This is a genomic window from Agrobacterium albertimagni AOL15 (assembly GCF_000300855.1).
GTDB classification, from domain to species: Bacteria; Pseudomonadota; Alphaproteobacteria; order Rhizobiales; family Rhizobiaceae; genus Allorhizobium; species Allorhizobium albertimagni.
On sequence record NZ_ALJF01000009.1, the window covers coordinates 47,842 to 68,435 of the forward strand.

Here is a 20,594-nt window from a genome sequence, read left to right on the forward strand (position 1 = left end):
ATGAACAAATTGTGGTATGGAGCCATTTGCAACCAATTTGAGACGCCGCGCCGAAATGCTCGGCATATCCAACGCCGAAGTTGCCCGTCGTGCAGGGCTGACCGATCGCAGATACGGCAATTATGTAACTGGACGGAGGGAGCCAGATCTCTCCACGCTCGTGCGTATCGCGACTGTTCTATCGATCTCCGTTGATGAACTGATCGGCATGGCTCCGGAAAAAGACGTAAGAACCGTTGAGGAAATTTTTCAGGAGAGAATCATTTCGGCGCTCCACGCGCTTAAGGCAGACGATCTTAAAAGGCTGGCAGTGATGATTGAGGCTTTGACTTCTGCTCGCGAAGACTAGAACGAGTTCAGCCGTGCTGTCGCAGTCGCGGAAGCGCACGAAAGCTCAGGCGGGCACGAGTGCCCGCCGGTTCGATCAACGAATTTAACATGTCATCCTATCGGATGGGCGTTTACTGGAGCGGCGCCAGGAGGTCCATCGGAATTCCTGCCTTTTGCCGCGGATCCCGCTGGACATAAGCCCCATTCGGGGTGGTCTTCACGGAGAACTCGTTGCGCGCATATGCATCGGTCTGGCCGACCGGCTTCGCATTCATGGTCTTCAGCAGGGAGCCTGAAGCCGCCAGGATCTTGTATTCCGCAAACAGAGCCGCGACGCGGGCCGTTTCGGCGACGATGCTGGTGGACAAGAAGATCGGCGAACCCGTCGAGATCATGGTGAATGGTCGTCGCATCGCGCGCGGCGAGATCACCGTTCTCGAGAACGACGATACACGATTTGGTGTCAAACTGATTGAAGTGATGGCGACCAAGACATCCTGACCCATGACGGGCCAGAGAGGACAAGACCATGATGGACTTCGACGATTTTGGCGGCCCCTTAACCGGAAAACCGCTTTCCCAGGCCGACAAGGCAGCCGCCGTGCTGCTGGCCATGGGAAAGGGTGTTGCCGGCAAGCTGCTCAAATACTTCACGCAGGCGGAACTGCAGACGATCATTGCGTCGGCACAGACCCTGCGCACCATCCCGCCGGATGAACTGACCGAACTCGTCAACGAGTTCGAAGACCTGTTCACCGAAGGTGCGGGCCTCATGGACAATGCCAAGGCCATCGAGAGCATTCTCGAGGAAGGCCTGACGCCCGAGGAAGTCGATGGACTTCTCGGACGTCGCACCGCGTTCCAGGCCTATGAAGCGTCCATCTGGGACCGTCTGCAGGATGCCGATCCTGATTTCATCGCGCGCTTTCTGATGCGCGAGCATCCCCAGACTGTTGCCTACATCCTCTCGATGCTGCCCTCTTCCTTCGGCGCCAAGGTGCTCCTGAAGCTGCCGGAAAGCCGTCGCGCCGATATTATGAACCGCACGGTCAACCTGAAGAACGTCAGCCCGAAGGCCGCTCAGATCATCGAAAACCGCGTTCACGACCTGATCGCCGAAATCGAAGCCGAGAAGAACTCGACCGGCTCTGCCAAGGTGGCGGAACTGATGAACGAACTGGAAAAGACCGAAGTCGATACATTGCTCACCTCGCTGGAATCGATCAGCAAGGAATCGGTCAACAAGGTTCGCCCGAAGATCTTCCTCTTCGAAGACCTGCTCGTGATGCCGCAGCGCAGCCGCGTACTGCTGCTGAACGACATCTCCGGCGACATCTTGACCATGGCGCTGCGTGGCGCCAGCGCCGAGATCAAGGAATGCGTGCTGGCCTCGATCAGCCCGCGCTCCCGCCGCATGATCGAATCAGACCTGCAGGCAGGAACCGCCGGAATCAACCCGCGGGAGATCGCGATCGCACGCCGCGCCGTGGCGCAGGAAGCGATCCGCCTCGCCAATGCGGGCCAGATTCAGCTTAAAGACACCGAAGGCGGCGATACGCAGGCGGCCTGAGCGGTCACCTCTGTTGAAAACCCGGTCCTTTTGATCACCCGCCGATTGAACCCCAATCGGCGGGTGTCTACGTTCGACGTACCGGCACCTTTCCGGTGGCTGTGGGCGCGAGGCGCAAACGGCGCAATTGACCGGGGCATCATCAATCCCGCCCGGTGCAGCCTCCGAGGACGGCAGCGGCCATGGCCGAAGATGACGACAAAGACAGCAAAACCGAAGACCCGACCGAGAAAAAGCTTCGGGATGCGATGGAGAAGGGAAACGTACCGAGCTCCCGCGAGGCACCGATCTTTGCGACGGCACTCGGCTTCTATCTCTTTGCCGTGTTCTTTCTGCCCGGAGCGGTGACACGTCTTTCGCAATCGCTGAAGGACATCTTCGAGCGCCCCGACCAATGGTATCTCGGAACGGCCGTCGACGTCGTCTCGCTCTTCACCCATCTGGCCTGGGAGGTTGGGGCCTTTCTCGCTCCCATGCTGATCATGCTGATCCTGTTCGGGGTTACCGCCAACGTCGCGCAGAACATGCCCTATTTCGTTCTCGAACGAATCAGGCCTCAGGCGAACCGGATCTCGATCGTCAAAGGCTGGAATCGCATCTTCAGCTCTCAGGGCATGGTCGAGTTCGCCAAATCGATCTTCAAGATCATCGTGCTCTCGGCAATCATGGTCTTTGCACTGCGCAGCGATTACTTCGCCGTCATCGACACGATGTTCTCCGACCCTCAGGTGATTTTCGTCAAGATGTCGGAAATCCTGAACAAGATGATGATCATCGTCGTCATGGCGACGGCAATGCTGGCAACCGTCGATATCTTCTGGACCCGGTATCACTGGTACGAACAGCTGCGCATGACGAAGCAGGAGGTGAAGGAAGAGTACAAGCAGGCTCAGGGTGACCCGATCGTCAAGGCCCGCCAGCGCTCGATTGCCCGGGATCGGGCCCGCAAGCGCATGATCGCGAGCGTGCCCCGCGCGACACTGGTGATCACCAATCCGACCCACTATGCGGTGGCCTTGCGCTATGTGCGCGAGGAAAACGAGGCGCCAGTGGTCGTTGCCAAGGGGCAGGACCTGGTGGCGCTGAAGATTCGAGAGATCGCTCGCGAAAACGACATCCCCATTTTTGAGGATCCGCCACTCGCCCGCTCCATGTTTGCGCAAGTCTCGGTGGATAGCGTCATTCCGTCAGTATTTTACAAGGCAGTCGCAGAGCTCGTGCACCGGGTTTATGCGTCGAAGGCCCCCAAGAGACGGATAAGCTAGGCCCGATGAAGAAGTGCTCCTACACCAACCAGCGTGAACGCATCGTGGCGGAGGCTATCAGCCCCGTTGCAAGCGAATTGCGCCTTCTGGACGCTGCCGACCTCATTTCACTTCTACGTTTTGAACTTTACGGAAATCTCTCGGACCTCGTTTCGTCCGCAGCCGAACTCTATTTTCATCCCGGCACCGTCGTTTTCGGCGCCGGTGGCGATTATCGGCTCGAATGGGGTGGTCCGCCGGAGGTTGTGCTCGATCTCGAGATCAAGCCGCGCGGCATCACCATCTATTCTCAGCTGACGCTGACCAACGAGCATGCCGGGCTCGACATCAAGCATATCGCGTTTCATGACACGTCCGGAGATCCGGACGCCAATACGCGAATGCTGGAAGATCGCCTCGAAGAGGCGCGCTTCGTCAAGGGACAGGCGTCCCCGCTCTACGGATGAAACAGGCTCAGGTGATGTAGCCAAGGCGAATTGCCTTGGCGATCGCCTGGATGCGGTTGACCGAATCAAGCTTGATCGTCGCCGATCCGAGATAGGCGTTGACGGTATGCACCGACAGGCCGAGACGCTCTGCGATTTCTTCGCTGATGCGTCCGTCGCCTGCAAGCTGCAGGCAGGCGATCTCGCGTTCGCTCAAGGTTTCGGATGGTGCCGCCCGGCGTTCGTCAAGCGACAGGATATCGGTCATCACCTTGTAGCAGCGGCTGTGGACCGCAAGGATCAGCTCGCCGGGCAGATCGGCGCCGCCGATCGTCGGAAACACCACGTAGCCGTTTCCGACAGCACCGAGGCGCACAGGAAAAGCGATACCCGAATAGGGCAGCAGGCGCTCTTGCAACTGGACGGCAAAGGGCGTGAAGTCCGATGCATCCAGGAAGCTCGTCTTCTCCTCCGCGCTCCAGAGCACCGGCAGAGTCGAAGTCTCGATATGGGCGAGAAGAGCGTCACCATAAGCCCCGATGAAGGCCTCCCGGCCGCTGCTGAGACCGCTGCTCCAGTTCTCGAATTCCGGATCCAGACGTCGCTTGTGCGGCAGACTGGCGCCAGCGACGCGAAACGCTGCAAAGCCGCGCGCATTCAAAGACCGCTGCAGCGACACAAGCTTCGGGAAGATATCCGAACGGGAGGTGACGGGACGCTGGCCTGACCAAGTCGCATCTTCGAGGATGTTTCCGCCTGGTCTGGTTGTGGTGGCCATTCCTGCTCCCTCAAACGAGATTGTTGCGCACCGCATAGGCGATGGCTTCCGAGCGTGTCTTCGTCGCAGTCTTGCGCATCACGCTCGTGATGTAGTTGTTGATCGTGTTGCGCGAGATGCCGAGGATCGTGGCGATCTCGTCGCTGGTCTTTCCCTCGGCAATCCAGAACAGGCATTCCAGTTCTCGATCGGTCAAGTCAAAGTCGCGGTCGCTCTTGTGCCCCTTGTTGGCCGAGAGGCTCAGCGCATAAGCCGCAAGCAGGCCGACTTCCCTCAAGCGCTCGGGCGACAGCACATAGTCCTGCGGGAAGAGCAAAAGCAGAGCGAGACGGGTTCGTCCGACATTGAGGGTCACCGTGCAATACTGCCGGCTGGTGCCGGCGGGTACATGCGCATCGTCAGGCAGAATGGCATATTTCGGCTGCAGAACCGACAGGCACTTCTCGAGCTCAGTCGACTGGGAATAGCTGGTGGCCAGTTCGCTCTCGAGACGACGGACGAGATCGAAGGGCCAATCGGCGGCCACGACGAAGTCGAGCCCCTCTTCCTGGACAAGATCGTAGCGCGCAAGCAAGTGATGCGAGGCGCCGACATAATCACAGAGAACGCGCAGGCACTGGCCCATGTCACCCGATAGCGCCGGCGTTGCCAGCTTTCGGATCAGTACGTCCTTCGACGAGGAGCCTTTGTGCAGAGACTCTGCCAGAGAAGCCGCCCGAGACCGCCCCTCAGTGCCCTCTGTTGTCGGCTCGGCATCCATTCAATGTGCCCCTTTGAAGTGACAGCCTAGCATTGTCGCAGTCTTCGCCATGTCCGAGTGCAGCCGACTCACATATGGCCCAATCTCGGACTACCGAATCATGTTCACTCTAAAATATAAAGTGGCAAAGGTCACAAGCATTTGCGGTATTGCGAGACGGGTGCAAGCATGCCCGGTCAAGACCTCTGGTGCAACCCCGTATCGTTATGGGGCTACAATGCAAAACCGCGCCCGGAGGGCGCGGTTGGTACTCGCTTGTTCTTGAAAATCAGGCGGCGTTGTCCACAGCCCATTTGCGAAGGATCTTGGCGGCGCGCTCTTCCGAGATTTCCACCATGCGCGAGAGGCGCCGCTCCGGACCTTCCTTGACCCGGCGGTTGAAGCCGCCATTCGGGTCGTCGTCCATGGTGAGAAGGTCGTCGGTCGAGTCGAAGCCGAAGTCGGATCCGAAGCCATCCATGAGGCCGCCCCCTGCCCCGCCACCCATGGCGGGAGAGAAATCGGGCAGTTCCAGACCGGCAGCCTGCTCGCCGATCCCGCCAGCGAGTGCCGGCTCGGCACCACCGCCACCGGCGGTGCGAATCATCGGACGGATACCCATCCAGACGATGAGGAAGGCAACAGCGACGAAGGCCAGCGAGTTGATGATGCCACCGATGTTGCGGCTCAGGATTTCCATGAAGCCGGGGCCTGTCGCGGAGTCTTCCAGCAGCTGGTTTTCCAGGAAGTCCATGGCCGTCAGGGTCACGACGTCACCACGGTTGGTGTCGAGACCGGCGGCCGATGTGACGATCTTCTGCATCTCGGCGAGATAGGCATCGATCTTGGCCTGGTCGACGGGCTCGCCCACCATCTTGGCGATGCGGCCACGATTGACGACGACGGCGACCGAGAGCTTTTCGACGGTATAGCTGTTCTTGACCGTCGCGACCGTCTTGCTGTTGATCTCGTAGTTGGTCTGCTCTTCCTTCTTGTCCTGCTCGTCGGACGACTGAGGGCCACCGCCACCGGCCTCAGGCGCTGCCTGGGGAATGTTCTGTTCGACGGTCGCAGCCGTGTCAGACTGACGCTGGAGAGACTTCTGCTGTTCCTTGGTGACGCGAACCGAGCGTTCCACGCGCGATTCCGGGTCGTAGATCGTTTCCTGGATCTGCTGGCTGTCGGTGTTGATCTGCGCCATGACGCTGGAACGGAAGTTGTCCATTCCCAGGAAGGGCGCCAGCGCCTTGTCGATGTTGGTTTCGACTTCGCGCTGAACGGACTGAACGACGCCCAGCGAACGGGAGGCTTCACCGCCGGTCTCGTCACCTGCCGCAAGCAGCTGGCCGGTGGAATCGAGAATCGTCACATCCTCGACGTCCAGACCCGGGACGGAGGAAGCGACCAGCTGGCGGATCGATGCTGCGGCCTTGCGGCCAGCATCCGACGAGGCGCGAATCATGACGGAAGCGGTCGGCTTCTGTTCGCCGCGACGGAAGTTGCCGATGTCCGGCATGACGATGTGCACGCGGGCTGCTGCAATGCCGGCGATCTGCTGGATGGTGCGTGCGACTTCACCTTCCAGCGCGCGGACACGCGTGACTTCCTGCATGAACGAAGTGAGACCGAGCGAGCCGACATTGTCGAAAAGCTCGTAGCCGGCATTGGCGCTGTTCGGCAGACCACGTTCGGCGAGCAGGAGACGTGCCTTTCCGGTCATGCCGGCGCGCACGCTGATGCTCTGGCCATCGGAACCGGTCTGGAAGTCGACGCCCGATTCAGCAAGAGCGATGCTGATCTGGTTCATGTCGACCGGTTCGAGGCCGACATACAGGGTCTCGTAAGAGGGTTTGTTGACGTAAAGCGCACCGGCAATGATGATCGCGAAGGAGACGACAGCCACCCCGGCCATGGCCAGAATCTTCGTCTGCCCCATCGCCGCGAAATTTTTAGGTATCTGAAGTAATTGATTTAACAGATTCATTCTGTCTCGCACCATCTACAAGAAGGGTCTGGGCGCTTTTGCCCTTGGCGCGACAATAGAAATCGAAACTTGTGCGAACGTTTCGCGAGGCCGGAAAGCCGAATTCATTTCGGCAATTGGCAGATTGAGGATCTGCGGCCGGTGCCTCGAAAGAAGGAAGTTAGAAGAAGTCGAAGTCGCCGGCAGCCTTTACCAGCGGTTGCGAATGGCCATGGCGAAGGCCTGCCCCCAGCGCCTTCTGCATGTCGGCAAGCTTGACGAGGCTCAAGGCGGTCGTCATGTCGATCATCCAGTCCGACGGGATCGTCCCGGTGATGGTGTCGACGAATTCGGCCAAGCCCCTGGCTTTCTGAACGGCAAGGTCAATGCCCTGCAGAACCTTGAGGCTGTCCGGATGCTCCAGTACCTTCGGGCCGCCGAGTTCGAGAAGGTGCGGTTCAACACGCTCAATCAGATAAGCCACGTCGTGCAGCTCGCTGACGATGCGCATGAGGATTTCCGGAAGTTCTTCCCGTGTATCCTGGTTTCCCGCCAAGTGTTCGTTTTGCATCCGATGTCCAGTACTAGAAGAACTCGATTGAAGTTTCCACCGGCTTCGAAACAGGAACCGGACGCTGCTCCAGCGCCACCGTCTTCTGCGTTTCTGCGCCCGTGAGCGGATACTGTCTTGCCCGGCCGCTGACCGGCCAGAATTCCAGTTTGCGGCCGTGGTCTCCGCCCGTGGAGGACCCAACGACCTTGATGCCTTCGTCGCGCAGGAATTGCTGGGCAAATGCTGCGTTCTGTTCGCCGACATTCGAGAACGTCGCGATCGTCTTGGCGCCACCGAAAACTTTGGCCTCCAAGCGATCCCTGCGCGCGCCCTGCTTCAGAAGGCCGTTGATCAAAAGCTCCATCAGATGGACCCCGTAACGGGTGGCGTCGCCGCCACCGGCACCTGGCACCGCGGAACCCGGAAGCAGGAAGTGGTTCATGCCACCTACTCCTGCAATCGGATCCCGAATACAGGCAGCAACACACGAACCGAGGATGGTCGACAGAACCACATTCGGGTCCTTGCTGACTTTCCACTCCCCTTGGATGATATGGACGCGCTTTGCTGCACTGTCATCGATCATTTCAATGCTCCGAATACAGCCTCGATGGCCGCCTTCATCTTCTCGATCGTGAACGGTTTCGCCAGAACGTTATTGGCGCCCAGCTGTGCAGCCTTCTGGACTAGCGCACGGTCGCCCTGCGCGGTCAGGATGATGAAGGCCGCCTTCTTGGTGTTCGGATTGGTGCGCACCGCCTGGAGCAGGCCCAAACCGTCCATCTTCGGCATGTTGAAGTCCGAGATGACCAGGTGATGGGGCTGTTGCTCCATGATCTTCATGCCCTGCTCGCCGTCGCCGGCGGCAGTGATCTGCTTGAAGCCCAGCTGGGTCAGCGCGTCGCTGAGCAGCAGGCGACTTGTGACCTGATCGTCGACGATCAGAACTTTGATTTTTTCGGCTAGGGACATTATTCAATACCTTCTTTTCGGGCAGCAGTGAGTTTGAGGATTTCCTCGCCAATGGAGGTGAGAGGCAGTTGATGCTCGACAGCGCCCAGCTCATGGGCGACTCGTGGCATCCCATAGACCACACAGGTCTTTTCGTTCTGGCCGATGGTACGAGCACCGGCATGACGCATCTTCAGAAGACCGGAGGCGCCGTCGCGCCCCATGCCCGTCAGGATGACCCCGACGGCATTGCGGCCGGCAAGCTCGGCGACCGAATCGAAGAGAACATCGACCGAAGGCCGGTGTCCGTTGACCGGCGCGCGCTCGACCAGTCGGCAGCAGGGCGCCGACGCATTCGACACCTGAAGATGACGCTCGCCACCGGGGGCGAGATAGATCTTGCCGATCTCGAGCCTTGCCCCATCCGTGGCCTCCTCCACCACGGGTGCGCAGAGACGGTTCAACCGCTCGGCGAAGCTCTTCGTGAAGGTCGGCGGCATGTGCTGCGTAATCACCGTCGGCGGGCAATTGCGCGGGAATTTCTGCAAGACGGCGATCAGCGCTTCGACGCCGCCGGTCGACGAGCCGATGGCCACGATCTTGCGCCCGACGCGGAAATCGGCAGCAGGCGCGGTCGCTACCGGTTGGACATGCGGTGCCGAATGATGACGGTGCTGAGAACGCGCCGCCGCCTTGACCTTTTCGGCAAGCTCGCCGAACGGGCGCGGCTCACCCGGCTGAGGCTTTGCCACACAGTCAAATGCGCCGATTTCGAGCGCAGCCAACGTTGCTTCAGCGCCGCGATGCGTCATGGTCGAGACCATGATCACCGGCATGGGCCGCAGCTTCATGATCTTTTCGAGGAACTCGAGGCCGTTCATGTTCGGCATCTCGATGTCGAGTGTCACGACATCGGGATTGAGCTGCTTGATCGCCGCGCGAGCTTCCATGGCATCGCCGGCCTGGCCGATGACGCTGACATCCGGATCCTGGCTGAGGACAGCCGTGATCAGACCGCGCATCGTGGGGCTGTCATCGACGACGAGAACGCGTGCAGGTGCCGCCATTACTTTCGTCCTCCATTTTTGCCCAGGTACCGATAGGTGGTGATGCCGATATTGTCGAAATCGTTCTTCGAGTCGCCCGAGACGCGCTCGGAGTGGCCGATATACAGGTGGCCGCCGACGGGCAGCAGATCGCCAAAGCGGGTCCAGATGCGCATTTGGGTCGGCTCGTCGAAGTAGATCACGACGTTGCGGCAGAAGATCACGTCAAACTTGCCCTTGAAAGGCCACTGGGCCATCAGGTTCAGTTCGTTGTAGGTGATCAGACGCTTCAGGCGCTCGTCGACCTGGAACTTGCGGCGCCCGCCGATCTCGACTTCCTTGAACCACTGCTTGCGGATGGCAGGCGACACGGTTTCGAGTGCCTGCTCGTCATAGGCGCCCTGGCGGGCGACGGCGAGGATCTTCGGATCGATATCGGTGGCTAGGATCTTGAAGTCGTAGTCCAGCACGTTCGGAAAGGCCTGGAACACGGTCAAGGCAATCGAATAGGGTTCCTGGCCGTCCGAGCTTGCGGCGGACCAGATGCGCACGCGACCGCCGGATTTCGCCCGCTGGATGAGCCCCGGCAGCACCTCGTCACGCAGATGTTCGAAGTGATGGTTCTCGCGGAAGAAACGCGTGAAGTTGGTTGTCAGATGCGAGAGCATCTCGCGGCGCTCGGCCGAACCCTCCGGCGAGGCAACGAGCTGGCAATAGGCGCGGAAACCGGAAAGGCCAAGATTGCGGATGTGCTTAGACAGTCGCGAGTAGACGAGCGAAGCCTTGCTGTCGTTCAGCGCGATGCCCGCATCCGAATAGATCATGGCAGCAATCTCGTTCAGATCCCGTCGGGTCAGCGGGTATTCGCCGCTGGCCAGGACTTCGTCGTCCGATTGACGGGATGTACTCATTGCAAAGGTCATGCAGCCTCGCTTTCGGCGGCTTCGTTGAAGAGTGCACCGAGCTCGACCAGGCAGATCATCCGCTTGTCGATGGCAAGAATGCCACGGGCATAGTGTTTCTCGAGGTCGGAGGAGACCTCCGGCGTCGGCTGAATATCCGCGTCGCTCACCGTGAGGATGTCGGAGACCGCATCCACCAGGAGACCGACGACCCGAGACTTGACCTGGGCCACGATGATGACGTGGCGGGCGGTCGGCTCGGCGGGCTTCATGCCCAGACGCAGGGACAGGTCCATGATCGGCAGGACGGCACCACGCAAGTTGATGACGCCCAAGACGTAGTGCGGGGAATGCGGCAGCGGGGTCGCCGGGGTCCATCCCCGGATCTCCCGTACCGACATGATGTTTACGCAGAACTCCTGATCGCCGATACGGAAGGCGATGAGCTCCCGGCTACCCTGGACCAAGCTTTTGACCGCATACGACATACTCTTACCCTGCGACGGCTAACGACATTTCCTGCTTGAGAGACTGACCGCGGGAGGCGGCGACGACGGCATCCACATCCAGGATCAGAGCGACGCGGCCATCACCGAGGATGGTTGCGGCGGCGATACCCGGAACATGGGTGTAGTTGGCTTCGAGCGACTTGATGACGACCTGGCGCTGGCCCTGGATGGCATCGACCATCAGTGCGCGCTGGCCGCCGCCTTCGGATTCCACCAGAAGAGCGACACCATCCATCGGATTTGCCTGCGTGCCGCGGAAGTTCAGGATCCGGCCTACATCCACCAGAGGGCAGAAGGAGTTACGGATCGAGATCAGCCGCTGGTTGGCGCCGAACGAATGGATGTGCTGTGCCTCCGGCTGCAGCGTCTCGACGATCGCAGTGAGCGGAACGACGAGGGTCTGGCCGGCAACCGTGACGACCATGCCGTCGAGAACGGCGAGTGTCAGCGGCAGGCTCATGGTGAAGGTCGAGCCGAGGCCCGGACGCGAGGTGATCGAAATACGGCCACCGAGTGCCTGGATGGAGCGCTTGACCACGTCCATGCCGACGCCGCGGCCGGAGATGTCCGAGATCTTGTCGGCGGTCGAGAAGCCCGGCGCAAAGATCAGGTTGTCGATCTCTTCGTCGGTCAGGTTTGCGTCGGCGGCGATCAGCTCGTTGTCGATCGCCTTCTGGCGGACACGCTCGCGGTTGATACCGGCACCGTCATCGACGAGTTCGATGACGATACGGCCGGAGCGATGCTTCGCCGTCAGCTTGATCGTGCCTTCCGGCTCCTTGCCGGCGGCGGCGCGCTTCTCGGGGCTTTCGATGCCGTGGTCGACGGCATTTCGGATCATGTGGGTCAGCGGTTCGGCGAGCTTGTCGATGACCGTCTTGTCGACTTCGGTATTTTCACCCTCGGTGACGAGACGGATCGACTTGCCGACCATGTCGGCAACTTCGCGAACGATACGCGACATGCGCTGGAAGACCGGCTTTACCGGCTGCGCGCGGATCGCCATGACCGAGTCCTGGATCTCGCGGGTGAGCTGCTGCAGCTCCTCGAGGCCCATGTTGACGGCCGACGTACCGGTCGCATCGTTTTCGATGACGCTTTGGGAGAGCATCGCCTGGTTGATGACGAGCTCGCCAACGAGGTTGATCAGGCGGTCAACGCGGTCGAGATCGACGCGGATGGTCTGGCCGGCGGCGTTATTGGCCTGAGCGGCGGCGGCTGCGGCTGCGGCAGCAGCGGCTGCAGCAGGCGATTCCTTCTTCTCGGGCTTCGCGGCGCTGGCTGCCATCTTCATGACGTTGGAGGCAGTCTCGGCAGCCTCGACGGCAGCGGCGACGGGCTCCTCGGCGGCTTCCGAACCGTCGTCGAGTGCAGACAGATCGAACGGGACCGGGATCATCGGCAGTTCCTCGGTCGGGGCTGCCGCTTCGGCCTCACGCACCTTGATGTCGAGGTCGCAATCCCATTCGGCGAATTCGAAGACCTGACGAATGCCTTCCTCGCCCTTTTCCGCCTTGATCTGGATGGCCCAGTGGAAATAGGCGCCTTCGGGATCGAGTTCTTCGAGCGACGGCAGGTCGTCCATGTTGCAGTTGATGCTCATCTCGCCGAGGCGGGACAGATCACGCAGCAGGAGGGCGGATTCGTTGCCCTTTGAGTAGAGTTCGCGGCGTGGCTTGAAGGTCACGTCGAAGGTCGAGACGCTTGCTTCCTGCTCTTCACCGCCGAAGTCGTCGAAGGTGAAGGGGATCGGCTGGAAGCCGCTATCGTCGCTGGGTGCAGCGGCCGGTGCCGGCGCTGCAGCCTTTGCGACCGGCTTGGCGGCGGCTACCGGTGCGGCCGACGGGGCCGGCATTTCGCCGTTTGCCAGGGCTTCCAGTTCCTTGACCAGACCGCTCGAGCGGCTTTCGTCGACACTGCCGCCGTCGCGGGAAGCGGTGACCAGGTCGGCCAGAACGTCGGCCGACTTCAGCATCACCTTCATGACTTCCGGGCCGGGCTCCAGCTTGTTGGATCGAACGCAATCAAGAGTCGTCTCGAAGACGTGCGCGAAGGCAACCAGGTCATCGAGACCGAAGGCACCTGCACCGCCCTTGATGGAGTGAACCGCGCGGAATACGGCGTTGACCGTTTCCGGATCGCGATCTCCATCATTCATTTTCAGAAGACCGGATTCCAGTTCCGCGAGCTGCTCCTCGCATTCCTGGAAAAAGATCTCTTTGATTTCGTTCATATCCATAGGAGAAAATCCCGGCTTAGGCGGTTACACGCTCAATGGCATCGATCAGCTTGGTCGGATCGAAAGGCTTGACGATCCAGCCTGTCGCACCGGCCTGGCGGGCGCGGTTCTTCTTTTCGGCATCGCTTTCCGTGGTCAGGACCAGGATCGGAACCGCACGATACTTTTCGTTCCGGCGGACACCCTCGATGAAACCGAAGCCGTCGAGACGCGGCATGTTGATGTCGGTCACGATGACGTCGGGATTGCATTCTTCGAGCACTTCCAGACCCTCGACGCCATCTTCGGCCTGAATGGTCTCGAAGCCTGCGTTGTTGAGGGTGACCAGAAGCATGTTTCGAATGGTTCTGGAGTCATCCACGGTGAGCACTTTTTTCTTCATTGCCGGATCTCCTTAGCGAGCAGATGATCGATGTTCACGCCAATCAGTTGAAGGGTTTTCAGGAAAGCCTCGGAGGCCTTTCCAAATGAGAAGGGATGCTTGTCAGCTTCCCAGGCCTTGGCGGCTGCCATCAGGACCTGCACGCACTGAGCACCGACGCGCTCGACACCGGAGGCATCGATCGTCAACGGGGCACCACGCAAAGAGAGAATATTGGCCTTGAGATTGGATGCCTCGTTCAGGTCCAATATCGCGGCCAGCTTCAGACTCTTCTGATCGCCTTTCTTACTTGCCATCATTTCTTTCCTTATGTCCCAAGGCTGCGGCAACCAGACCCGAATGTGGTTCCCAGGAGAACCATTCCCCCGGATGGATTGCCGAACTTTCCGCCCTTAACTTCCTTGTGTAGCGCATGGTGGTAAACAATCCCCTCACCCTCCGAGCCCCGCGATATGGACCGGAAAACCAAAGTCGGCGGATTCGTCTTCCATCGTGTCCGGAGCGGCATAAGCGGTGGCATTCGCAACCGGTGCCCCCTGCTCGCGCTGGCCGGAGAGCTGGATGCGTCCGGCTGTACTGGGCGCCCGGCGGGTCTGCCGCTCGATGTGAAATTCACGGATCGTCGCGCCCAACTCCAGGATGACCTTGTGCAGATCGTCTGTGCCCTGGCTCGACTGGCGGGCGACGGTTGCGGTGTTGCCGATGTCGACGCCGAGCGCGGCGACCGTTCCGGCAATGCCGGCGAGTTCTGTGGCCTGGCGGTCGGTCTTTTCGGCCATGTCGGACACGGTCCCGCTGATATCGCCGACCTGGAGCACGATGTCGGCGATCGCACCTTGCGTCTTCGCCACCATTTCCACGCCGGCTTCGACCTGGTTTTTCGTCGTCGCAACAAGCGTCTTGATTTCACGGGCGGCGTCGGCGGAACGCTGGGCGAGTGCGCGCACTTCCTGGGCGACGACGGCAAAGCCGCGGCCACTGTCACCGGCACGGGCAGCCTCGATCCCGGCATTCAGCGCCAGAAGGTTCGTCTGGAAGGCGATCTCGTCGATCGCGCCGATGATGTGGCCGATCTGTTCGGCGGACGCTTCGATGTCGGCCATGGCGGAAATCGCCTGTCCGACGACCGCGCCACTCGATTCAACGGAATTTCGGGTCGCGGCCACCGTGGCTTCCGCGCGCTTGGTCTGGCCGGCACTTTCGCGCACGCTGCTGGTGAGGTCCTGCAGGGCGCGGCTCGTCTCGTCCAGCGCACCGGATTGATCCTCGGCGCGGTCCGCGTAGCTGCGGGCAGTCTCGGCCATGCGGCCGGTCGCGTCGCGGGCGACTGCGAGCTTCTCTTCTGAGGAGAGGAAGGCGGTCTGCAGTTGTTCGAGCGCCTCGTTCATGCGGCCTGCGAGCTCCGCATAGGCTTCCGGCACATCTGCTGCCGTGCGGGCGGTCAAATCGCCTGATGCCAGCGCATCGACGACCGGGCGGAAGACGCTCTCGAACTCGGCGCGATCATGCTCGCGCTGCGCCGCGAGATCACGGTGGTGTTTCAGGCGCAGTTCGTTGAACCGAAGCGATACCGCTATCTCGACATCGACCATGACCAGCCGGACGAGGGCAGCCACCAGATCGGACACCTCGCGCTGGCGACGACGGCTCGATGGCAAGAGGCCGGAGCCCGTCGCGTCGCCGATCGCGCTCGTCACCAGGTGTTCCAGAACCACCGCGTGACCCGCCACATGCCAACGAGGATCGAGACCCATGCGGCTTTCGCTGTCGGACAGAACCTTCACTCGTTCGGCATAAAGCGCATCGAAACGGGCATCGGTAAGGACATCCCAATGGGATGAAAGAAGATCATGAAGCCGCTCATACTGGCGTTCGCTGCTGAACACGCGCGCCGCATCCGGGGAGGACTGCAGGCGCTGGAAAAGATCGCGAAGTGCCGTCTTCAAGGGCTGCGAGAGAGTATGGCGGTTCTGCCGGAGAAGCTCGCACTGGGTCTCGTCGAGACCGGCAAAGCGCAAGCGATCACGCAGGCTGCCCGCCTGTGATCCCGTCGCCCGCTCCGTGGACATCCCCTGACCCGTCATTCGTCCCGCACTATGGCCGCCTATACGGCGGACCTTCCGTCGCTCGACAGTGCTGCAGGCCAGATGGCGGAGGAAGGAATGCTGGGGAACCCGTTCCCGCTGCCGTCCGCATCATGGTCTGCCAGCTCATCGAACTGTTTCCATGTGAAATACAGACCGGACCAGAACCGGTACGACGGGATGGCGTCATGCCCGAAGGAAACTCTCAAGCGAGTCCCACTCCGACGTGTCTCCCAATCTTTATGGTTAATTCCTTGCTTGAAGGTTAATGAAATCTCCACTTCAAGCCGCAATCTCTAATATGAGAAAATAACGTTGTATTCCCATATGCCTGAGGTTGCAGCCAGCGGAACAAAGCCCGTCTCCGCGTCGTTGCGCCGAAAAGCGACAGGAGTGGAACGTGAGCGCACGGGCTATCTGGAAAGGGCATCTTGCCATTGGCGATCTCGGATGCGCCGTGGCTCTCTACTCGGCTGTCAATGCTCAGGAGCGAACCTCATTCCACATCATCAACCGAGACACAGGGAACCGCGTCCGACGCGAATATGTCGACGAAGACAGCGGTCGCCCCGTCGGCAAGGACGATCTGGTCAAGGGGTATGACACGGCGGAGGGCCAGACGGTCATCCTCGAGCCCGACGAGATCCGCGATGCTGTCCCCGAAAGCGACAAGCGGCTGGAGCTGTCGGCCTTTCTGGATTGCGACAAGATCGACACCCTCTACCTGGAGCGCCCGTATTTCCTGGCGCCGGCCGATCGGCAATCCGTCGAGGCCTATGATCTGATCCGCAGCACGATGGAGACTAAGGGTGTCGCTGCCATTGCCCGGACCGTGTTGTTCCGCAGAGTTCGCAGCGTCCTTGTTCGGCCCCACGGACGGGGGATGATCGCCACGACCCTCAACTACGACTATGAGGTCCGGGATCCGGCTGAGAGCTTTTCCGACATCTCCAAGGTTCGTATCGACAAGGAGATGATGGATCTCGCGCGTCACATCATCGGCACGAAGATGGGTGAATTCGATCCAAGCCAGTACGAGGACCGCTACGAGGCGGCCCTGACCGAACTCGTGAAAGCCAAGATTGCCGGCCGCAAACCGAAGAAGCTGCCGAAACGGAAGCCGGAGAATGTCACCAGCCTGCTCGATGCGCTGCGCAAGAGTGCCGGAGCCAAGGAGGAGAAGTCGGCACCGAAGCGGAAGACGACCGCGACATCGACGACAAAGCAGAAGAAGGCGAGCTGACATGTCGCTCTCCGAATATCGCCGCAAACGCGACTTCAAGGCCACGCCGGAACCGAAGGCTGCAAAGGCCACGAGCAGGGGCAACAGCTTCGTCATCCAGAAACATGCGGCGAGACGCCTGCATTACGACCTGCGTCTGGAAATGGACGGCGTGCTGAAAAGCTGGGCCGTCACGCGCGGCCCGAGCCTGGTGCCGGGCGACAAGCGACTGGCGGTGCATGTGGAGGATCATCCCCTCGCCTACGGCGATTTCGAAGGCGTCATCCCGCCCGGGCAATATGGATCTGGTGAGGTGATCGTATGGGACCGTGGCACGTGGGAACCGATCCACGACATGCGCAAAGGCTACAAGAAGGGCCACCTCGAATTCACGCTGATGGGCGAGAAGCTTGGGGGACACTGGCATCTGGTGCGCATGGCACGCAAGGAAGACGAAACACGCGAGAACTGGCTGTTGATCAAGGGAGAAGACGAGGCGGCGCGTCAGACGGATGATCCCGATATCGTCGAGGAAATGCCGCTGTCGGTGAAAAGCGGCCGATCGATCGAAAGCCTGAAAGGCGACGGCAAGGCTGCCGTCTGGAACTCGCGGAAGACTGGAGCGAAGAAAGCCAAACGGTCTGCCGAACGCGGAGGGTCGTCCTCGCCAAATGCAGTCTCGATCAAGGGCGGCAAGGCGGGCAGCTTGCCGGACTTCTTGGCGCCGGCGCTCGCCACCCTGGTGAAGACAGTGCCGAAAGGAAGCCGCTGGCTCCACGAGATCAAGCTGGATGGTTACCGGATCCAGGCGCGGATCGATCATGGCCTGGTGCAGCTCTTGACGCGGACCGGTCTGGACTGGACGGAGCGCTTCGGTGAGCGGATCGCATCTGCCCTTAAGGGACTGCCTGTTCAGACGGCCCTGCTCGACGGTGAGATCGTGGTTGAAAGCGGCAATGGCAGCAGTGACTTCTCCCTGCTTCAGCAGGATCTGAGCGAGGGTCGCGATGATCGTTTCACCTACTATCTCTTCGACATCATGCATCTTGACGGACAGGACCTGACGGGCGCGTCCCTCAGGGACCGCAAGGCACTGCTGGAGCCTCTGATCAGCGACGCCGGCGTACCGCTCAAGTATTCCAGCCATTTCGACGAGAGCGGTGATCTCGTCCTCAAACATGCCTGCCGCCTCAGCCTCGAAGGGGTGATCTCCAAGGTCGCCGATGCGCCGTACCGATCGGGTCGCGGGCGGGAGTGGGTCAAGTCGAAATGTACGGCCCGCCAAGAACTGGTCATCGGGGGCTATGTGCCGTCTTCCGTATCCGACAAGGCCATCGGCTCTCTGATCATGGGCGTCAACGAGGCGGACGGACTGCGGCATGTCGGGCGTGTCGGTACCGGATACAGCCGAACGCTGGCCAGGCAGGTGTTCACCAGGCTCCAGCCGCTGTTGCGCGACAAGAGCCCGTTCAAAGACAAGCTGACGGGTGCCGAACGCAAAGACGCGGTTTTCGTCGAGCCGGAACTCGTCGCCGAGATCGAGTTTCGTGGATGGACAGGGGATGCCCATCTGCGCCATGCATCCTTCCGTGGGCTGCGCGAAGACAAGGCCGCAAGGGACGTGATTCAGGAGGCGCCGACGGCGGCCACATCGACGAAGAAGGCCGGAACCGGCAAGAGCGGCGCAGCAGCGGACAAGAAGATGAAGGGCGAAGCGGAGGCGGCACGTCGTGACATAACGCTGACGCATCCCGACCGGCTCTACTGGCCGGAGGCTGGCGTCACGAAGGAAGGGCTTGCGGATTACTACGCCCTGGTCTGGCCCCTGATCGCGCCGTTCATCGTCGACAGACCACTTGCGCTGTTGCGGTGCCCGGAAGGGCACGAAAAGACGTGTTTCTTTCAGAAACATGGATGGCGCGGCATGCGCAAGGAGATCATCACCATTCGTGACCCGCAAGACGACGAGGGTCACGTCGGCATCCACGGTATTGAGGGGCTGCTGTCATTGGTTCAGGGGGCTGCGCTCGAAATCCACCCCTGGGGCTCACGGGCCGGCGATCTCGAGCGTCCGGACATGGTGAATATCGATCTCGATCCCGGTCCCGATGTCACCTGGGAACGGGTGATTGACGCGGCCTTCGAGGTGCGTCAGCGATTTGAGGACATGGGCCTCACCGGTTTCGTCAAGACTTCTGGGGGGAAAGGCCTGCATGTGGTGGCACCACTCAAGCCGAAGGCGAAATGGCCTGACGTCAAGGCTGCCATGAAGGCCCTGGCGGACGGCATGAGCGCTGACAGTCCGACCGATTATGTCTCGACGGTCAGCAAGGCGAAACGCAAGGGCAAGATCCTGATCGACTATCTGCGCAACGGCCGGGGTGCGACGGCGGTTGCGCCCTATTCCACGCGCGCCCGGCCGGGGGCGCCCGTGTCGATGCCGCTCTCGTTCGAGGAGCTCAGCCCCGACATACTGCCCAACCATTTCACGGTCGAAAACGTGCCGACACGGCTGGCGAGCCTCGATGCCGATCCGTGGGCCGACTTCCGCAAGGCAGAAGCGCCGCTGGCATTCACCGCCGGGAGAAAAAGGAAAACCCGCTAGGAAACGTTACTTCCGTGCCGTCTTCTTCTCCGAAGCGAGGCTTCGCTTGAGCGCTTCCATGATGTCGATGACATTGTCCTTGCGCTCCGGCTCCGCCGTCTTCTTTGGTTTCGTCCGCTTAGACTTCTTCGTGCGGCTTTCGATGATTTCGTGCAGGCGCTCCTCGACCGGATCGCGTACGAGTTTCGGATCCCAGTCTCTCAGGCGTGCTTCCATGAGCTTCTTCATCATGGTTTTGGCGCTGCTTGCGACGTCGGACCTGCCGGCCTCCTTGAAGAAAGGATCGGGTTCGCGAACCTCGTCGCCGTAGCGCATCGTCCAGACGACCATTCCATCGTCGCGGGGGACGAGAAGCACGGCGTGTTCGCGCCGGTAGAGCACCAGACGGGCGATGCCGCCGGTGTCGGTCTTGCGCATGGCTTCGCGGATGACGGCGAAGGCTTCCTCGCTCACCTTGTCGGCGGGCGCCAGATAATGCGGACTGTCGTACCAGATCCAGCCGATCGAACTGCGCGGGACGAAGCTCTCGATATCGATTGTCCGGGTGCTTTCCAGCGCAACGTCCTCGAGTTCGTCATCCTCGAACAGGACATAATCGTCCTCGGCTCGCTCGTAGCCTTTCACCTGATCCTCATCATCGACGGGCTTGCCGGTTTCGGCGTCGACATAACGGCTGACGACCCGGTTGCCGGTCTTGCGATTGATGTTGTGAAAACGAAGCTTGCTGCTTTCGGTGACGGCGGGTGTCATGGCCACCCGACAGGTGACGAGGGACAGTTTCAGATAGCCTTTCCAGAACGCGCGCTGCGCCATTTGCCCTACCTCCCGAACGCCATCCAGCCGCGGCACTGCCCCGGAAAACGCCCCCGGCACGGAACAGTTCCGATCAGCGCTCAAATCGCCAGTTGCAACGGGAACCGTTTGCCCCCGATGGCGTTCATCTCTTGCCTGTTCCTCTCCAATGATGAGCCGGAGGATTTGAAGTCGGTATGGGGGTATCGAAGACAGATCTGACCGGGGAGCCGGCGGGT

General features: G+C 60.7%; 21 protein-coding genes and 1 pseudogene. 7 read left to right on the forward strand and 15 right to left on the reverse strand.

Going from position 1 to position 20,594, the window contains the following annotated elements; all coding sequences use genetic code 11:
• Positions 1-16 precede the first annotated feature (16 nt).
• Positions 17-349 (forward strand): helix-turn-helix domain-containing protein, encoded by a 333-nt coding sequence (locus tag QWE_RS11455; RefSeq protein WP_006726282.1) that lies wholly within the window; start codon positions 17-19, stop codon positions 347-349.
• 112 nt (positions 350-461) lie between these two features.
• On the opposite strand, the gene QWE_RS25270 is transcribed toward QWE_RS11455, so the two are convergent.
• A complete protein-coding gene (locus QWE_RS25270; RefSeq protein ID WP_157790705.1) occupies positions 462-698 on the reverse strand; it encodes a hypothetical protein in 237 nt (78 codons plus the stop codon).
• Between QWE_RS25270 and QWE_RS24710 the strand changes: the two are divergent.
• The 4 genes and pseudogenes from QWE_RS24710 to QWE_RS11475 all read left to right on the forward strand — a co-directional run.
• Positions 679-831: pseudogene (locus QWE_RS24710) on the forward strand (FliM/FliN family flagellar motor switch protein); the annotation flags it as partial. The gene QWE_RS25270 and the pseudogene QWE_RS24710 sit on opposite strands and share 20 nt — an antisense overlap.
• Before the next feature lie 28 nt (positions 832-859).
• Positions 860-1,900 carry a flagellar motor switch protein FliG gene (fliG, locus tag QWE_RS11465; RefSeq protein WP_006726285.1) on the forward strand — a complete coding sequence of 347 codons (1,041 nt, stop codon included), beginning with the start codon at positions 860-862 and terminating at the stop codon, positions 1,898-1,900.
• 182 nt (positions 1,901-2,082) lie between these two features.
• On the forward strand, positions 2,083-3,165 hold the full coding sequence (flhB, locus tag QWE_RS11470) for a flagellar biosynthesis protein FlhB (protein ID WP_006726286.1): 1,083 nt from the start codon (positions 2,083-2,085) through the stop codon (positions 3,163-3,165).
• A 5-nt stretch (positions 3,166-3,170) separates the two neighbouring features.
• Positions 3,171-3,611 carry a hypothetical protein gene (locus QWE_RS11475; RefSeq protein WP_006726287.1) on the forward strand — a complete coding sequence of 147 codons (441 nt, stop codon included), beginning with the start codon at positions 3,171-3,173 and terminating at the stop codon, positions 3,609-3,611.
• Between the two features lie 7 nt (positions 3,612-3,618).
• On the opposite strand, the gene visR is transcribed toward QWE_RS11475, so the two are convergent.
• From visR to QWE_RS11540, 13 genes are all read right to left on the reverse strand, one after another.
• Positions 3,619-4,368, reverse strand: coding sequence for a transcriptional regulator VisR (gene visR, locus QWE_RS11480; RefSeq protein WP_006726288.1), 750 nt, complete (start codon positions 4,366-4,368; stop codon positions 3,619-3,621).
• A 10-nt stretch (positions 4,369-4,378) separates the two neighbouring features.
• Entirely contained in the window at positions 4,379-5,128 is a 750-nt protein-coding gene (gene visN, locus QWE_RS11485; RefSeq protein ID WP_006726289.1) for a transcriptional regulator VisN, read from the reverse strand.
• Between the two features lie 268 nt (positions 5,129-5,396).
• On the reverse strand, positions 5,397-7,091 hold the full coding sequence (gene fliF, locus QWE_RS11490) for a flagellar basal-body MS-ring/collar protein FliF (protein WP_006726290.1): 1,695 nt from the start codon (positions 7,089-7,091) through the stop codon (positions 5,397-5,399).
• Positions 7,092-7,251: 160 nt separating this feature from the next.
• A complete protein-coding gene (cheT, locus tag QWE_RS11495) occupies positions 7,252-7,641 on the reverse strand; it encodes a chemotaxis protein CheT (RefSeq protein ID WP_006726291.1) in 390 nt (129 codons plus the stop codon).
• A gap of 13 nt (positions 7,642-7,654) precedes the next feature.
• Positions 7,655-8,209 (reverse strand): chemoreceptor glutamine deamidase CheD, encoded by a 555-nt coding sequence (cheD, locus tag QWE_RS11500; protein WP_006726292.1) that lies wholly within the window; start codon positions 8,207-8,209, stop codon positions 7,655-7,657.
• Positions 8,206-8,595 (reverse strand): response regulator, encoded by a 390-nt coding sequence (locus QWE_RS11505; RefSeq protein WP_006726293.1) that lies wholly within the window; start codon positions 8,593-8,595, stop codon positions 8,206-8,208. Before QWE_RS11505 ends, cheD begins: the two co-directional genes overlap by 4 nt.
• Positions 8,595-9,641 carry a protein-glutamate O-methylesterase CheB gene (gene cheB, locus QWE_RS11510; RefSeq protein WP_006726294.1) on the reverse strand — a complete coding sequence of 349 codons (1,047 nt, stop codon included), beginning with the start codon at positions 9,639-9,641 and terminating at the stop codon, positions 8,595-8,597. Before cheB ends, QWE_RS11505 begins: the two co-directional genes overlap by 1 nt.
• Positions 9,641-10,543 carry a protein-glutamate O-methyltransferase CheR gene (gene cheR, locus QWE_RS11515; protein WP_006726295.1) on the reverse strand — a complete coding sequence of 301 codons (903 nt, stop codon included), beginning with the start codon at positions 10,541-10,543 and terminating at the stop codon, positions 9,641-9,643. The genes cheB and cheR overlap by 1 nt, the downstream gene beginning before the upstream one ends.
• A complete protein-coding gene (locus QWE_RS11520) occupies positions 10,540-11,010 on the reverse strand; it encodes a chemotaxis protein CheW (protein ID WP_006726296.1) in 471 nt (156 codons plus the stop codon). The genes cheR and QWE_RS11520 overlap by 4 nt, the downstream gene beginning before the upstream one ends.
• 4 nt (positions 11,011-11,014) lie before the next feature.
• The gene (locus QWE_RS11525) at positions 11,015-13,270 is read right to left on the reverse strand and encodes a chemotaxis protein CheA (RefSeq protein ID WP_006726297.1); all 2,256 of its coding nucleotides are present in this window, start codon (positions 13,268-13,270) and stop codon (positions 11,015-11,017) included.
• Positions 13,271-13,286: 16 nt separating this feature from the next.
• Complete coding sequence (gene cheY1 / locus QWE_RS11530) at positions 13,287-13,652, reverse strand: chemotaxis response regulator CheY1 (RefSeq protein ID WP_006726298.1); 366 nt, start codon at positions 13,650-13,652, stop codon at positions 13,287-13,289.
• Positions 13,649-13,948 (reverse strand): STAS domain-containing protein, encoded by a 300-nt coding sequence (locus tag QWE_RS11535; RefSeq protein WP_006726299.1) that lies wholly within the window; start codon positions 13,946-13,948, stop codon positions 13,649-13,651. The genes cheY1 and QWE_RS11535 overlap by 4 nt, the downstream gene beginning before the upstream one ends.
• Before the next feature lie 135 nt (positions 13,949-14,083).
• Positions 14,084-15,721 carry a globin-coupled sensor protein gene (locus tag QWE_RS11540; RefSeq protein WP_006726300.1) on the reverse strand — a complete coding sequence of 546 codons (1,638 nt, stop codon included), beginning with the start codon at positions 15,719-15,721 and terminating at the stop codon, positions 14,084-14,086.
• A 415-nt stretch (positions 15,722-16,136) separates the two neighbouring features.
• Here QWE_RS11540 and ku (QWE_RS11545) point away from each other — a divergent pair, with 415 nt between their 5' ends.
• Positions 16,137-16,979: a non-homologous end joining protein Ku gene (gene ku / locus QWE_RS11545; RefSeq protein ID WP_006726301.1), complete on the forward strand. Its 843-nt coding sequence runs from the start codon at positions 16,137-16,139 to the stop codon at positions 16,977-16,979.
• Position 16,980: 1 nt separating this feature from the next.
• The gene (gene ligD, locus QWE_RS11550) at positions 16,981-19,563 is read left to right on the forward strand and encodes a DNA ligase D (protein ID WP_006726302.1); all 2,583 of its coding nucleotides are present in this window, start codon (positions 16,981-16,983) and stop codon (positions 19,561-19,563) included.
• A gap of 6 nt (positions 19,564-19,569) precedes the next feature.
• Here ligD and ku (QWE_RS11555) read toward each other — a convergent pair whose 3' ends face one another.
• Entirely contained in the window at positions 19,570-20,376 is an 807-nt protein-coding gene (ku, locus tag QWE_RS11555; RefSeq protein ID WP_006726303.1) for a non-homologous end joining protein Ku, read from the reverse strand.
• Between the last annotated feature and the right edge of the window lie 218 nt (positions 20,377-20,594).